This window comes from Cellvibrio fibrivorans, assembly GCF_031457055.1.
GTDB classification, from domain to species: Bacteria; Pseudomonadota; Gammaproteobacteria; order Pseudomonadales; family Cellvibrionaceae; genus Cellvibrio; species Cellvibrio fibrivorans.
Genome location: NZ_JAVDVX010000007.1, coordinates 245995 through 261729 on the forward strand (window position 1 = coordinate 245995; position 15735 = coordinate 261729).

Below are 15735 nucleotides of genomic sequence, written 5' to 3' on the forward strand. Positions count from 1 at the left end.
AGATTTATTTCACCTTCTAGAAACCGGTTTAGTTAATTTTTTTCCTCTCGTAGTAGAAGAATTTTGATTCATCAACGCAAAAAAATCCGCAGGAGCAGGTGTTTCAAACACTAATTCTTTGCCGGTTTTTGGATGAATTATTTTTAACCGCAACGCATGTAAACCCATGCGATCGCCGTTGGTGCCGTAGCGTTCATCACCGACTACGGGATAACCCAGCCAGGATAAATGCGCGCGGATTTGATGCTGTCGCCCAGTGTCTATTTGAACCTGCAAAAGCGTGCGTGTGGTGTTGGTGCGTTCTGTTTTGAAATGGGTGATGGCGGGTTTTGCATCTGGATGCGCACCTACGTGAACGCGGTATTCCACTTCATCCAAACGTAAGGGTTGATCGATTGTTCCCTGCGCCGGGTCTGGGCAACCTTCTACAATCGCCAAATAGGTTTTCTCGGCTTGATCCCATTTATCCATTACGGCTTCGCGCATTTCGCGTGAAGTGGCGAATAATAAAACCCCTGAAGTATCGCGATCAATCCGGTTTACCGGCCACAACTTTACGGCGTGCGTGCGGCGCGATAATTGATTGCGCAAAATGGCCAGAGCATGCTGCTGCGTTTCTTTCGCATTGCCTACCGACAACAAACCAGCAGGTTTATTGATGGCGATAATATCGCGATCAGAATACAAAATTTCCAATTGTGAGGGTGAGCTACTAGCTGCCTTGGCAGTTGCTCCTACTTCAACCAGATCACCGTTTTGAAGCGCGTAATCATGCTGTGTAATGGTAGTGCCATTGACACTGACGCAACCGCTTTGTAACCGCTGCTTAATTTTACTGCGCGCCCAACCCTGCAGTTGCGTACTGAGAAACACCATAAGACCCGCAGGCTCACTAACGTGCAATTTTTCCGACATAGCGTTCGCTCTGAATTTAAGCTCTTTGGGCGCGGCGCGTAACAAGCTTAAAAAGGATGGTCAAGAATGCTTGACCATAGTCGGAAGAGCTGAGATGAAGGCTCAGACGAGGCAGGAAAAATATTCAGTAGGTCGCCAGAATAACACCCAATTGCATCCTATAGCTAATTAACATTTCTGTGACGGCTTTCTACTATTATCCGCTGCGAAAGATAATTGATATCCCAAATAGGGCGCAGCAAGCAGCGCCCCTACTGGTGCGATGCTATGTGTAGGGGCGCCGCTTGCTGCGCCCTTGTCATCCAAAAACAAAAAGCCCGACCATTTTGCAATGACCGGGATTTTTGTTTTAACGCCATTTATTTCGCGAAGAAATTAAGGAATTATTTTGTTAATTTCACCGTAACTGATTTACCTGCATAGGTAATTGTCTCTTGCACACCTACATCAAAATTTGCAGCATCTTTATTGACGCCACTGATAAAGCGAACACTGATCTTGCGTTCATTGGCCATACCAGTGAAACCGCCGACGCGGTCTCCGACGGTGACAGTGCCCGTTGCATCGTCGTAGCTAACCGGAATGCGCGCCCACTCACCCGATTCGTATTTGGTTGAGCGGCCATCGTCTTCATAAATTTCGAAGTTGCCGTTTGCACCTGTGTAAACATTCAGCGTTAATGGTGTATTCAAACCTTCGTCGACATGTTGAATGGCGGCGCCGGTGGGAACAATTGAACCGGCTTTAACAAACAAGGGCATTTGCGTGAAAGGTGCGTCGGCTTTAATGGTTTGACCGCCGGTTGATTTCTCACCGGTGTAAAAATTGAACCAGTCTGCACCTGCAGGCAAATACACATCGCGACTGCGCGCTTTGTTTTCATATACAGGGTTAACTAAAAATGCAGGGCCAAACATGTATTGCGTATTGATATTCCAACCCGTTTTGTCGTTCGGGAAATCCATCACCAGCGGACGCATAATAGTTCCGTTTTTGTGATAAGTATCGCCCGCTAATGTGTAAATGTAAGGCATCAATCGATAGCGCAATATAATGTAGGATTCGAGTGTGTTGTATACCTCGGTACCCTCATCGGCGAGACTGAAAATTTCGCGGTAAGGATACTGGCCGTGTGAACGGAACAGTGGCACGAAAGCGCCGAATTGGAACCAACGCACGTTCAGCTCTTGCCAATCAGCAACCAATTCAGGTCTTAAGTCCTGCACTTTCAGTGCTTCGCCACCATTTTTATTGCCCCAACGATATTTATCTTCCGGTGTAAAACCACCGATATCAAAACTCCAGTTAGGCATACCGGCAATACCGGTGCTGACACCTGCGGCAATTTGGTCTTTCAAATTATTCCAATCCGATGAAGTGTCACCACTCCAAATGGCTGCGCCGGTACGCTGGATGCCGCCAAAACCTGAGCGAGTCAAAATAAATGAACGTTTCTCCGGGCTGGTTGCGCGCTCGCCGTTATATACCGCCGATGCATTGGGAATTGCGTAAGAGTTGAAATTCTCTGCACCCGATGCAATTCCACCTTCACGGCTCATTAATTCTTTGCGTTTGGTGAATGACAAATTCGAGTGGATATCCGGCTCAGCCGCATCCAACCACCATGCATCAAAACCTTTGGATTTAATTTTCTCGTTGATTTGCTTCCAGAAAATTTCCTGCGCTTCTTTTGGGTAAGGATCGTAAAACGCATTCAAATAACCTTTTCCAATCCAGTCCAGATTACCTTCTTCAATGTTCTTATTGAACATGTAACCTTTTGCATTCAATTCTTTATAAGTTTCGGTGGTGGGGTAAAATTTTGGCCACACGGAAATCATGATATTGCCATTCATCGCGTGGATTTTATCGGTCATGGATTTTGGATCAGGGAAATGTGCCGGATCAAAATCGTGGCTGCCCCAGGCATTTTCTGGCCAATAAGACCAATCCAACACGATGTTATCAATCGGGATTTTTTTCTCGCGATAGTATTTAAAGGTGTTGACGATTTCGTCCTGATTTTTATAGCGCTCGCGGCTTTGCCAGAAACCATAAACCCATTTTGGCAACATGACGGCTTTGCCCGTTAATTCGCGGTAACCACCCACGACTTCATCTTTATTGTTGCCGACTACAAAATAGTAATCAATGGCTTTGCCCGTATCAGACGTCAGTGACAATTCTTTTTGCTCTTCCACTGGCATAGGATCCAGGTGCGTTAAGCGGAAGAAACCGCCACTCACCGTCCAATCCACTTTAACGGCTTTTTTCTCGCCCGCCTTCATATCCATTTTGTAGGTGTGGTACCAGGGGTTCCAGTTCAAACGCCAGCGATCCAGCGCCAGCTGGCCATCGACAAATAATTTTGCGTAACCGGAGTTGTACATTTTGAAATGATGAGTGCCTGACTCATCGCTTTGAATGCTGCCCTCCCACTCGAGGCGCAGATTTTTTGCATCTTTCACTTCATCCGGGAATGGCACTTCACGCACGCTGTTGTTGCTGAAGAATTGATAATTCAAATCTGCTTCGACGCGAGTGAGTTTTAACTCGTTGCCATCGTAATAGCGCGCTGTCAAACCACCTTCTTTGCCTTCTGCATCATACAATTTCAGTGAAACATTTAATGGCTGAGTTTCGCGTGGGTCGCCAAAACGGGTGACAGAGTTGTTATCCCAGAGCACACCATAGTTGCGGCTGGAAACGACATAAGGAATTGAAATCACCAGATTGTAGGTGGTAAGTTCCACGTTTTCACCCGCGTAATTCACTTGACCATTTTGGTGTTGACCCAAACCAAAAAAGCCTTCATCGGTGTCGCGGTTAAATTCCTGGCGGATTGCAAAAGAATCCGCATCCGGCTTGATCGGATCTGCAGTCACCGGTGAAAAAGTACCGCGATTTTCTTCTTGTAATAACAGATTACCTTTTGCATCGCGGAAACTCACAGTGCCATCGATTAACGAAACTTCAGCAGCGACTTGCGCCGTTTTTAGGACGAGCTTTTCACCTGTCTGATCAACCGTAAACGGAACAGTAGTTGCTGGTTTGGCAACAACCTGAATGGATTCGGGCAATACCGAAAAATCCGTACCGGGCAATGCAGTCACACGGATAATTTTTTCGCTCATTACCTGCAAACGCACCTTTTTTACTGCACCTTCTGCAAGCGTAATCACTACACCTTCTGCAGTTTTTTCAACTTGCGCCAAGGCCTTAACTTGTTGGGTAGGCGCTGTAGTGTTGGATGTTGATTCATTGCCTGATTGTTTGGAACAAGCTTGCAAAAGCGCGACCGATGCCACACCGATAATGCAATGCTTGATCATGGCTTTGTATGAAAGCCGTTTTAATGCAGATAGCATTTTTGTTTTCCTCGTTTTACGATTTTAAAAATTTGAATATTTTATAGAGACAGGACGAAAAACAGGGCGCAGCAAGCAGCGCCTCTACGGGTGTAATTTGTAGGGGCGCTGCTTGCCACGCCCTTTTCTCTTCGCCCTGGTTTTTTAATTCGTTGTATACGCAGCCATTTTGACCCTCAACGTAACCGCGCGATCACTGAAATTCATACCCCAGTCGGTTTGATCGCCATTCCAAACGCGATCCATCCTCCACTCACCTTTTTCATCAGGAATGGTTGAGAAGTTGCCTTCTTCCACGCGTTCGATCATATATTTTTTACCAACCAATTCTGCTGATGGTTTAAATTCCACACGTGCTTTGTGTGCTGTAACCAAATATTCGTTATCACTCAACTTCACAACCAGTGCGCCGCCAGCCGCCGGGGTATTTCCTTCGGGTGGCGCAATCCAAAACATGGGGCGACCATAGGTCACTTCTATATCCCATAATCCTGCATCAACCAATTGGGTGAGTGCTGCAGCGCGGTCCTTGCTGTGCTGTTCTTTTTCAGCGGGAGTTGCTTCTGCATTCCAGATTTTTTGTGTATCGCCAGTGGTATCCAGTGGTTCGGCAAAACCCCAGCTGTTATTTTCAAATAACAGCTTTGCCCATGGGCGCATGCCCGGTGCAATAGCGCGATAGTGCTGGGCAAAATATTCGATCACCTCATCGTTATATTCTTTTGCACCGAGTGGATAATTGGTATAGCCAGTATTATCCATGCCGAAAGGCGAGAAACCAATTCCGCCTTTACCCAAGGTGGGATAGAAATAGCGTGCAAAAGGTTGATCATTACCAATCTCGGCAACAAATAATGCGTTGTCGGGGCGTGCATACAAATCCAATATTTTGCTAACTGTTTTGTGATCGCGGAAATAAATATCCGGGGCGATTAAATCAATCGCTGGCGCTGCCGCTTTCCAAATATGCAGCACGTTATCGGTGCCTCCACCACTGGAATACTGCCCAGGCAAACCGGGATTAAACGGATTGCGCAATGCCACGTTCACATACATCGGCAGATTTTTTACCGCCTTACCTGCTTCGGTAATTTCATTGCAATATTTGGCGATGAAGTAGGCGTGAAAAAACTCGTCGGCATCTTTACCAAACACTTGCGCCCAACTACCGGATTTTAATTTCAGCTTTTCAATCAAATCAGCAGGCACGGGAGAGTTGAATTGCTGTTGGGCAACAGCGGAGTAATCGCGCACGGCGCCATAGGTACCCACTTCGTTTTCTACCTGCACCATAATGACGGTATGGTCTTTATCGGTTTTCTTTAAATGCTTCATTAATTCAACAAAGGCTTTTTTATCCGCCTCCAAGGTGTTCTTACCCAGCGGCGACATTGAATTGAGCGTATCGCCATCTTGTTTCACTACACGCGGAAAACGTTTGTTATCCAACTTCACCCATGCCGGTGCATAGTGAGGAGCGTTGTTTTTCCAAGTCGCAAACCAGAGCAGCACCACTTTTACATCGCGCTCGCGCGCTTGTTTTAGCAATACATCGACAAAAGAAAAATCGAATTGGCCTTCAACCGGCTCGATTTGTTCCCAAGCGACGGGAATACTCAAGGTATTGGCATGCATTTTTTCAACCGACGGCCAGACATCTTTTAATGCCGCGGGATAATTGCTGGAGTTATTGGTTTGTGCTCCAAGCATTAAATAGGGTGCCCCATCCACCAATAAAGCGTGGCGACCATTTTTGGTGACGAGTTCGGGCAAAGCTTCAGCGAAAACTGGCAACGATACAATCGGCGCAGATAGAATTAAGGTAAACGCAAAAAAACGTTTCAATGCGCACCAATAATGTGAAATGCCAACGTTCATAAAACCTCACCAGGGTAAATTTCATATAGGACAAAAACAAAAAAACCTTGCCCCGATGGGGCAAGGTTAAACACGCACTAATTAAAACTTGGCACGGATACCAACTGCAAAGCGGGCATCTTGTGCATAGGAGTATGCGACATGATCGCCAGCACCATTCTGATCGATAATACCCACTGTTTTTTCCTTCAAGAGATTTGAAGCTTCAGCAGTTACTGTGTAATTGTCGAGGAAGGTGTAGCTAACGGACGCATCCAATTGACCGTAGTCATCGTTGTAGACTGGCAGGCGAGCCTTACCGCTGCTACCGAAGTTGAAGTCTGGATCAAACCCGTTACCACCCCAAGTAATCAAGTATTCACTACGCCAAGTGTAAGCTAACCGCGCAGAGAAACCGTCTTTCTCATACATACCCACAATGTTATAGGCATTTTTAGAAAGTTGATCGAGAGGCATCTGACCGTAACGCGAGCGATCCGTATCGATTGGGCTCACACCATCAGCACTCGCGGGGATTTTTGCCTCGCTATCAATGTAGGTGTAACTGGTTTGAATACCCAAACCATCGAACGGTGCGGGCAAGAAGTCAAAGAATTTACTGACCCCAATTTCAGCACCCTTGATGTCCCCCGACCCAATATTAGTCAGCTTGGTTGAGTTCACAGGAACCACAACCCCATTGGGGTTTTCGACATCTGACACCACATTGTCGCGGCGGAAGAAATCGTCAATTTGCTTACTGAACAACGCCGCATGTGCCATACCGCCGTTATCATCGAAGTACCACTCCGCAGTAAGATCAAACTGGGTGGCTTTCATTGGCGTTAAGTCAGGGTTACTGAATTGATCTTGAGCAAACTTCACGTCATTAATAGTGGCGATATTGTTTACGCCGTCTTTCTTACTATTGGTGATAATTCGTTTTGCTTGAAGCTCAGCAAAGCTGGGAGCCCACATAGCCTCGGATGCAGCAAAGCGAATAAAGAAATCATCTGTGGCTTTTAATCTAAGGTTCAAACTAGGCAATACGTAACTGCGGCTATGTTGCACATGATAGGGATTAACCTTGCTTTCAAAACCCACCCCCGGAGGCGCGCCTTCCAGTCTATTCCAACCTTCGTAACCATCAGCTTCGTTGTCAACCTCAACTACACGCACACCAAGATTACCATCAATTGGCATTGCTAAATCATCGAAACCAAAGTTAGCCATCATGTAGGCAGCAAAGCTGGTTTCGCTCTGTTGGTTGCGATACTGAGGATCCGTCAAACGATTTGCATCAGGATAAATGGCATCACAAATCCAGGATTGATACACAGCGCAAGTAGTAGCGCGGTCACCATTAATCGCATTTGTGGTTGCCATAAAATCTTTAACTGCTGCGCTTGAGTACAAATAACCCGCCGCAGGAACCGCGACATCTCCACGCTGGAAGTTATCGAACGAATAGAGATTCAAATATTTTGACGCTTCATCAGCAGTGACTTTTGGCAACGAATTTTTATCATAGCCACTCCAATCAAGCTTGGTAAACCAAGTGGCGTAACGCGTGTTCCAATCGTAATCTGTGTTGATATTATCCGCAGATTTGTCCGAGTATCTCACACCCGCTTTTACCGATTTAATAACCGAATCATCGAAATTGTATTCAGCATCGAACCGTGCCGTTTTTGCTTCAGCTTCATTGCGCTCGAAGTGAGTCATTTCCTGACCCAAGCTGTAATTGGCATAATCCGCCATGAACTCCGGATCTAACTGGATAGATGGTGTCTCAGTACCAATACCAGCCATGTACCCTTCTTCCGGAATCACTTTCAAACCCAGGGTAAAATCGTCGACTGTTGCATCCGCTTTTACATATTGAAGATCGGCAGAAAATTTCCAATTATCATCCGGACTCCACTTAATACCGCTCGAATAGTCGGTGGTTTCTGAAACGTTATTTGCCCAACGTGTACTGGTGCCAAAATCCAGGCCCCATTGTGCAGGATTGGAAACAGTTACAGTACCAGACTCTAATGCACCGTTGGCGTCATACTCCCAATCATCTTCAGCTGTGGGAAACAAGGCTTGATCACCGTTGGCACCTTCGAGGAAATAGGCGTTTTCATCGTAAGTTGTGTCGTGTTTACTTTGGAACACGGTGAAATAAAGTTCTGTTTCATCATTTGGCGCCCACTGCAATGCGAGGTATCCGCCTTGACGTGTACTTTCGTAGTCGTTGCGGCGCCAGTCCACTCCTTTGGAAACCCACACATCATCGCCATTAATTTCGCGCGGCAAAAATGCTCGTGTATACACCTGATCAGAACGACTCGATAAATCAGAAGTTGATGCATTAATCAAAACACCAAATTCACCAACACCGGTTTCCCAACGATTGCTGTACAACCCGGAATATTCGCCGTTGGTCTCTTTAATTTGATCGCCGTAGTTACCCTTAGCAGACACACTCACCAATTGGCCATCGGCATCAAATGGCATACGAGTGCGCAGGTTTACCGTACCACCCAAACCACCTTCGATCATATCGGCAGAAGGGCTTTTATAAGTATCAACTGCATACATCAATTCGGCTGGAACATCTTCAAAGCTAAGACCACGGCCACTAGCAGCAGAGAACACATCGCGACCATTTAATTCTGCACGAACTTGCGACAAACCACGCACAGCAACACCACTACCTTCAGCAGCAGGATGCTCGGCATCGTTGTTAGTGTAGCGACCTACAGTTACACCTGGAACACGTTGAAGTGCCTCAGTTACGCTGCGATCCGGTAATTTACCTATATCTTCTGAAACAATAGAATCTACAATAGTGGAAGAGTTTTTCTTAATGTCTTGCGCTGATTGAATACTCGCACGCTGTCCACTGACGATTACTTCTTCAACTTGCTCATCGGCTGCCGGCTCTTGTGCGAAAGCATGGGAGCCTATACCCATTGCACCAACAACGAGTGAAAGGCTCGATGCCATTTTGATGTACATTGGCAATTGTTTTTTCAGGAACGGTTTTTTAATTACATGTTTATTGTTAGTTGTCATGATGTTCTCCAGTTAGAATAATTGAACTACCCCTAAAGCTATCTCCCGCTGTTTTCTATTGACGAACGTTTAAGAGATATGTGCTTCCTCCCTGCGCGGTAAAACTTCCACTTGTACCTTTGCGTTTTAGTGCGACGGCGGTACCACCCTGCGCTAATGCCAGAGAATATTTTTCTGACAAAACCCCGGTTCTTAAATACATTTTTCCACTTTTAACAGTGTGAATTCGTGCAGAAATTAGTTGCCCATCTGCCCAACTCATATCAACGGTAATACCGCCACGTGCGCGCAAACCAGAGACTGATCCAGTTGGCCAAGCCGCTGGCAATGCGGGCAACAAATGCAATTCACCGTTGTGGCTTTGCAACAGCATTTCTGCAATGCCTGCGGTTGCGCCAAAGTTGCCGTCTATTTGGAAGGGAGGGTGGTTGTCCCACAAATTGCTGAGCGTGCTGCGCTGCAATTGCTCACCCAGTACTTTGTGCGCGCGATTGCCATCGAGTGCGCGCGCCCACATATTTACTTTCCAGGCTTGCGACCAACCGGTACCGCCATCGCCTCGCGCGTTCAGTGTGCTGCGTACCGCTTGCAATAACTCAGGATTTTTATGGACATTAATTTGGTTGCCGGGATGCAATGCAAATAAATGAGAGATATGGCGGTGATCGTTTTTAGGATCGTCGATATCTTCTTTCCATTCCTGCAACTGCCCCCATGAACCAATGCGGATACCAGCGTCGAGTTGCGCTAGTTTTTTTGCCACTTGTTGGGTGAATTTTTTATCTCCCAGCACTTCAGCTGCGTCGCGGGTATTGCGTAACAAATCAAATACAATCTGTTGGCTCATAGCGGCGCCGTTGGTGAAGTTGCCTTGCTCTGGCGAGAAACTTGGAGAGACAATTAATTTTCCATCGCGCGGGTCTTTTATTAAAAATGCCAACCAAAATTCAGCGACGCTTTTCATAAGCGGATAAGCGCGCTCACGCAGGAATTTTTCATCGCCCGAAAATAAGTAGTGTTCGTAATGATGTTGCGCCAACCAAGCGGAAGCTTCCGGTTGCCAAAAGGCCGTAGGCCATTCAATCACACCGGTAAAGCCCCAAATATTAGTATTTAAAAACAGTGTCCAACCCTTATCGACACCGGCAATTTTTTGTGCGGCGATTTTTCCGGGCTCAACCAGGCTATCAACAAAATCAAAATAGGGTGTCATCAATTCAGGAAGATTGGTGGTTTCTGCCAACCAGTAATTCATTTGCAAATTGATATTGACGTGGTAGTCGTCATTCCAGGGCGGCGTAATCGAGTTATTCCACACGCCTTGCAAATTCGCTGGCAATGAACCGGCGCGCGATGAGGCAATTAATAAATAGCGGCCAAATTGGAAATAAGTCGCTTCAAGTGTGCGATCAAGACTTGCATTGCCTTTTTTATACTGCGAGAGCAACACTGGCGTTGGCTGCTCAATCGCTGCTTGACCAATGGTTAGCTTCACACGGTTAAATAAGGATTGGTAATCAGCGCGATGCTCGGTTTGCAATTGCGTAAATTCTTTTGCCGCTGCTGCATCTACACGCTGTTGTAATTGTGTGTGGGGATGTGCACCGCGATACCGGGGATATTGCTGTTGATAGTCTGTGCCCGCGGCCAACAAAATCACCACCGAATCGGCATCAGTAATGCGAATCTTTTTGTTGTCGATGACTTCCAGCACGCCGCCTTGATTAAGCAGTTGCACTTGCGCTTCAAACTGCAAACCGTTGCTATTTAATTTACCTGCAGCAGTAATGCGACCTTGATTAACATGGGTGATAAGCGATCGATTGTCTGGTGTGCTGACACCAGCAGTGAAAGATATTTTTCCCGGTTGATCGGCGCTGAGTTTTATCGCAATCACACTGGCGGGATAACTCGCCAAATACTCGCGCTTGTAATTCACACCGCCCTGCACATAGGCCACCGTAACTTGTGCATCGGCAAGCGATAGCTCGCGCTTGTAATGACTGACACCGCTGTCATTTCCGGCAAAGTCTAAAACCAGATCGCCGAAGGTTTGATAGTCGCCATAGGCCGTGACTTTGCGCCCCATTAATTTAGCCGCAGCTTCAGGCGCTATAGCACCATCAGTGGCGATGGTTTTTCTGACCTGATTCAAGGCTGCTGTTTGGGGCTGTTCCGGCCAGCCAAAATCATAACCCTCTGCACCCGGCCCGCCAGTCCACAAGGTCTTTTCATTGAATTGAATAAGGTCGCGCTGCACGCCACCGGCTATGACTGCGCCCATAGCGCCATTGCCAATCGGCAAGCCTTCTTTTTCCCAATCGCTGGCGGGCTGGTCAAACCAGATCGATAAAGGCGCGGCCGCAGATACCCACTGTGAAACAAACAGGCACAGCATAATCGCCACAGCATAAATGCCGTGCCCCAAAGTGGAGCAGATACGCTCTCGAATTGTTGTAGTTCTGCAAGGGCTTGTCATGGTTTTAATATGGTATATATGACTATTACGACTAATGTTAAGCCAATGTTTTTATACGTGCAAGATTTATTACCTATGACATCGAATAGCACAAAACACCTGCTACAAAAGGAAACAACCATGATTAAGGCGTCACTTGCCACTGGCAATTGAGACTAGTGTCCGATGCGGGAAACAGGTGGGAATGGGTATCGGCGATGCCGTGCCGATTTATGGCGTGCCAATAGTTTGGATAAATTCCGCATGAGAGGGGGCGAGCTGCACCCCCTTTGCAACGGCGATTTTCATTTTATTCATGATCATCTGGATTCTTTCGGGGTCAGTTAATGACGCCGGTGCATGGGGCTGCACCCCGAAACCGTAATACATGCTCACCCAGCTATCCTCTTTAAACGACTCCTGCTCCAACATTTTGATATCGCCAGATGCGCGGAACAGTGACATTTTTCCTTCCAGGCTTGCAGGTATTGGCATCGCCCTGACATGCTGCCAAAACGGATTGGATCGGCCATTTAGTTTGTAATGCAGGATAATAAAATCCCGAATGCGCTCGTATTCCAAACGATTCAGGCGATTAGCCTCGGCAACGTGTTTTTCATCAATTTCAAAGTTCACCATGAAGCCCGTCATTTTGTTGATGCCGGTTTGGATCAACGAAATGCTGGTCGATTCAAGTGGCTCTAAAAAACCACTCGATAAACCAATCGCGACACAATTTTTGGACCAAAAATCCTTGCGCATGCCGGTAGTAAAACGAATCAGTTTTGGCTCAGTCACTCGCTCGCCAGTTAAATTATTCAGCAACTCTTCGCGCGCTTGTTCATGGGAAATAAACTGGCTGGAATAAACGTACCCATTACCAACGCGATGTTGCAGCGGAATATGCCACTGCCACCCAGCCGTGCGCGCCGATGAACGAGTAAAGGGATCAGGCTCCACCACACTTTTGGTTTGCACTGCGAGGGCGCTGTCACACGGCAGCCAGTGGCTCCAATCTTCGTAGCCAACACCGAGTGTTTTGCCTATCAGCAGTGCTGGCATTCCCGTGCAATCCACAAATAAATCGGCCTCGACTACCTGCCCTGACTCCATCGATACAGACTGGATAAATCCGCTGGCTCCATCCAATTGGACGTGATTGATTTTGCCCTCAATGCGCTGCACATTTCTTTGTTCTGCATAGCGGCGTAGAAATTTCGCGAATAATGAAGCATCAAAATGGTAAGCGTAGTTGTACCAGGCCAAACGGCTTTTTTCGTCAAAGCTGGGTTGCGCAAATTTGCCCGCTTGTGCCAGTTGAGTGCACAGGCAAAATTTATCTAACCCCTCTGAATAGCCCTGATTTTTTGCCCACCACCAGGTTTTATAAAAAGGGCGATCTTCAATTTCAACTCCATAGCCGGCAAACGGATGGAAAAAACGGGTATCTATTCCCGCCCACTGATCGAACTCAATACCCAACTTAAATGTCGCATTGGTTGCCTTGATAAACTCACTTTCTTTAATTGCAAGATCCTTAATGAACTGATGGATGCCGGGGACAGTTGCCTCGCCCACGCCGATAGTACCAATGAGTTCGGATTCAATCAGCGTGACTTGGATATCGACCTTTTCAAGCCAACGCGCCAAATAGGCGGCGGTCATCCAGCCCGCAGTGCCACCACCGACAATCAGGATTTTTTTTACAGGCTTAGTCGTCATCAAAACTCCCATTGCGGCATTGTTATCATTGTTATGAAGGAATGGATATTGGCCCCACGCCAGAGCCACTAGTCTCATTAATCATATATTAATGGAGCTTGGCTGCCTACGCACCATGCATCAGGATGGTCTGGCATAGCTGTTGCTGTAGTCTTAAGTCAATAACGGGCAAAGTATTAGAGCGCGCCAGATAAGCGCATCAACTGCATTCAATCCCGCGTTTTCAGGTATTTGGAGTAAAGCAAAGAATGGCAGCAAGCACCATCAACAGACAGGGGGCAACCCCGATTGCACCATCTCGCAGCAAAGGCTCAAGCCAATTTGCACACTTCTGCGACCTTTATCACCAACGATTGGATGCATTGACGCTCGCGAAGCAGCTGATCCACATGATCAAGGCAGTACAGCGCCATCGCGGTATGACCATGGGCACCCTTGGAGGCAACCAACAGTTCCGGGACGAGCTGGCGCATTTGCAGGTGCAATTGGAGCGTCGGCTGGAGTTGCTGCAGGCATTTTCCTCTCGCAGCTCTGCCCTGCTTAGCCCGCGTGATCAGGAAAATCTGAGCAATGCCTGGCTGACAATTAGCCGCGACTGGCAGGAAGATGCGGTGATCGATAACTACGAACTGCATTGCCATCTGATCGAACAGTTGCTGAGCATGGTGGCAGCGCTGGGTAAACAACTGGAACAACCTACCTCCCAATCCATGCCGGAGATGGTCGAACCCAAGGTTATCCACGCCGATGAAACCCTCTATCCCAACCGCTTTAAATACCTCGAGGTGCTGCATTTTGCGACGCGCCTGATGCCGGCAGTGGCGGAGCAGATTGGCCGTATCCGTGCGCTGGCGACTTACGCCTCGGCACTCGGCTACTGCGACAAAGATTTCGCCAGCAAACTGCGCTACGTTATCCAATGCACACGGGTAAACAACGAGAAACTGCGCCATCAGACCAAGCGCCTTGAAGGCCTGCTGGACAGCGATCTGAGTCTGCTTGGCCAACTCAAAAGCTATGAGATCAAGCTGGAGTTTTTATTGTCGATGGTGGAGAGCGATGTGGTAAATGCACATCAAATCAACACCGACAGTAGCCGCCTGTTCAGCTTGGCAACCGATATTATCGATGTGTATTTGAAGGTTGTAGATGAAGGTGTGCAACTCCTTACCCAATGGCATGAGCAGGATATCGAAGTCTGGGTGCAATCCTACTAATCAAAGTACTTGCCTCTTGGGTCTCACTCCCTACAATGGGCTCTGTCTATTTTAGGGAACCTCTATGCGTCAACTCTGGTTAATCGGGGCATTTGCCTCTATCCCTTTGTCTGCACTCGCTGCCGATACCACAGCCCCAACTATTGAATTCAGCACCGAAGCAATGAACCACTGCTTGCAAGCCTCAGTGGTGGGTGCTGCAGAAGCCATGACGGTAGCGGAATTAAAACAGGCCTGCCTGCTGCTGCACGAGCAGCGCCGGGGAGTAATTGAAACGCCGGTAGCGGACGAGAAGGAAGAAACCAACTGGGTACTACAAAAGCGCCTGACTCTGGAGGCGCTCAACCGCTCCAGCCGTTTTGTGCTTACCCCGCATAAACGCAACTATTTGTTCCCCTTAAGCTTTACCGAACACCCCAACACCGGTCCTTACCAAAGGGAGGATGAATCACCGCTGCTTGACCTGAGCAAGACGGAGGTGGACTTCCAACTCAGCATCAAGATTCTGCTGCGTGAAGACCTGTTTGGCGACAATGGCCATCTTTACCTCGGCTACACCAACCATTCACTTTGGCAGGTGTATAGCGATAAGGATTCAGCCCCCTTTCGCGAAACTGACCACCAACCCGAATTGATTCTGAGCTTTTCCAATGATTGGGAAATATTGGGGTTTCGCAATGCGCTGAACGAGGTTGTGCTGAACCATCAATCCAATGGTCAAGGTGGGTTGCTATCGCGCAGCTGGAATCGGGTAATGCTGAACACGGTATTTGAACGCGGCAATTTTGCGTTCGCGCTCAGTCCCTGGTACCGCATTCCTGAGCCAGAGCAAGAATTTCCAGGTGATCCTGATGGAGACGACAATCCAGACATCACTGATTACATGGGGAATTTTGAACTTAACAGTGCCTATCAACACAGCGATGACATCTACAGCATTATGCTGCGCAACAACTTACATGCCGATAACAAGGGGGCGCTGGAGCTGGGCTGGAGTTTTCCGATCAGCTCCAATTTGCGCGGCCAGCTGAAATACTTTAACGGCTATGGCCATAGTCTGATTGATTACAACACCGATATGGAAGTGTTTGCACTGGGTATTGTGTTTACCGACTTGTTTTAGCTGATACCG

General features: G+C 47.5%; 8 protein-coding genes. 2 read left to right on the forward strand and 6 right to left on the reverse strand.

Going from position 1 to position 15735, the window contains the following annotated elements; genetic code table 11:
- Nucleotides 1-9: 9 nt before the first annotated feature.
- The 6 genes from J2X05_RS18235 to J2X05_RS18260 form a co-directional block, all read right to left on the reverse strand.
- A complete protein-coding gene (locus J2X05_RS18235) occupies nucleotides 10-915 on the reverse strand; it encodes an RluA family pseudouridine synthase (protein ID WP_310075243.1) in 906 nt (301 codons plus the stop codon).
- Between the two features lie 383 nt (nucleotides 916-1298).
- Nucleotides 1299-4283, reverse strand: a complete 2985-nt coding sequence (locus J2X05_RS18240; RefSeq protein WP_310075245.1) for a TIM-barrel domain-containing protein — start codon at nucleotides 4281-4283, stop codon at nucleotides 1299-1301.
- Between the two features lie 144 nt (nucleotides 4284-4427).
- A complete protein-coding gene (locus tag J2X05_RS18245) occupies nucleotides 4428-6161 on the reverse strand; it encodes a DUF5597 domain-containing protein (RefSeq protein WP_310075247.1) in 1734 nt (577 codons plus the stop codon).
- Nucleotides 6162-6242: 81 nt separating this feature from the next.
- The gene (locus tag J2X05_RS18250) at nucleotides 6243-9206 is read right to left on the reverse strand and encodes a TonB-dependent receptor (RefSeq protein ID WP_310075248.1); all 2964 of its coding nucleotides are present in this window, start codon (nucleotides 9204-9206) and stop codon (nucleotides 6243-6245) included.
- A gap of 55 nt (nucleotides 9207-9261) precedes the next feature.
- Nucleotides 9262-11685, reverse strand: coding sequence for a glycoside hydrolase family 95 protein (locus J2X05_RS18255; RefSeq protein ID WP_310075250.1), 2424 nt, complete (start codon nucleotides 11683-11685; stop codon nucleotides 9262-9264).
- A 210-nt stretch (nucleotides 11686-11895) separates the two neighbouring features.
- Nucleotides 11896-13386 carry a tryptophan halogenase family protein gene (locus tag J2X05_RS18260; protein WP_310075252.1) on the reverse strand — a complete coding sequence of 497 codons (1491 nt, stop codon included), beginning with the start codon at nucleotides 13384-13386 and terminating at the stop codon, nucleotides 11896-11898.
- A 248-nt stretch (nucleotides 13387-13634) separates the two neighbouring features.
- Between J2X05_RS18260 and J2X05_RS18265 the strand changes: the two genes are divergently transcribed.
- Nucleotides 13635-14603: a hypothetical protein gene (locus tag J2X05_RS18265; RefSeq protein WP_310075254.1), complete on the forward strand. Its 969-nt coding sequence runs from the start codon at nucleotides 13635-13637 to the stop codon at nucleotides 14601-14603.
- Between the two features lie 64 nt (nucleotides 14604-14667).
- A complete protein-coding gene (locus tag J2X05_RS18270; protein ID WP_310075258.1) occupies nucleotides 14668-15726 on the forward strand; it encodes a phospholipase A in 1059 nt (352 codons plus the stop codon).
- Nucleotides 15727-15735: the final 9 nt, after the last annotated feature.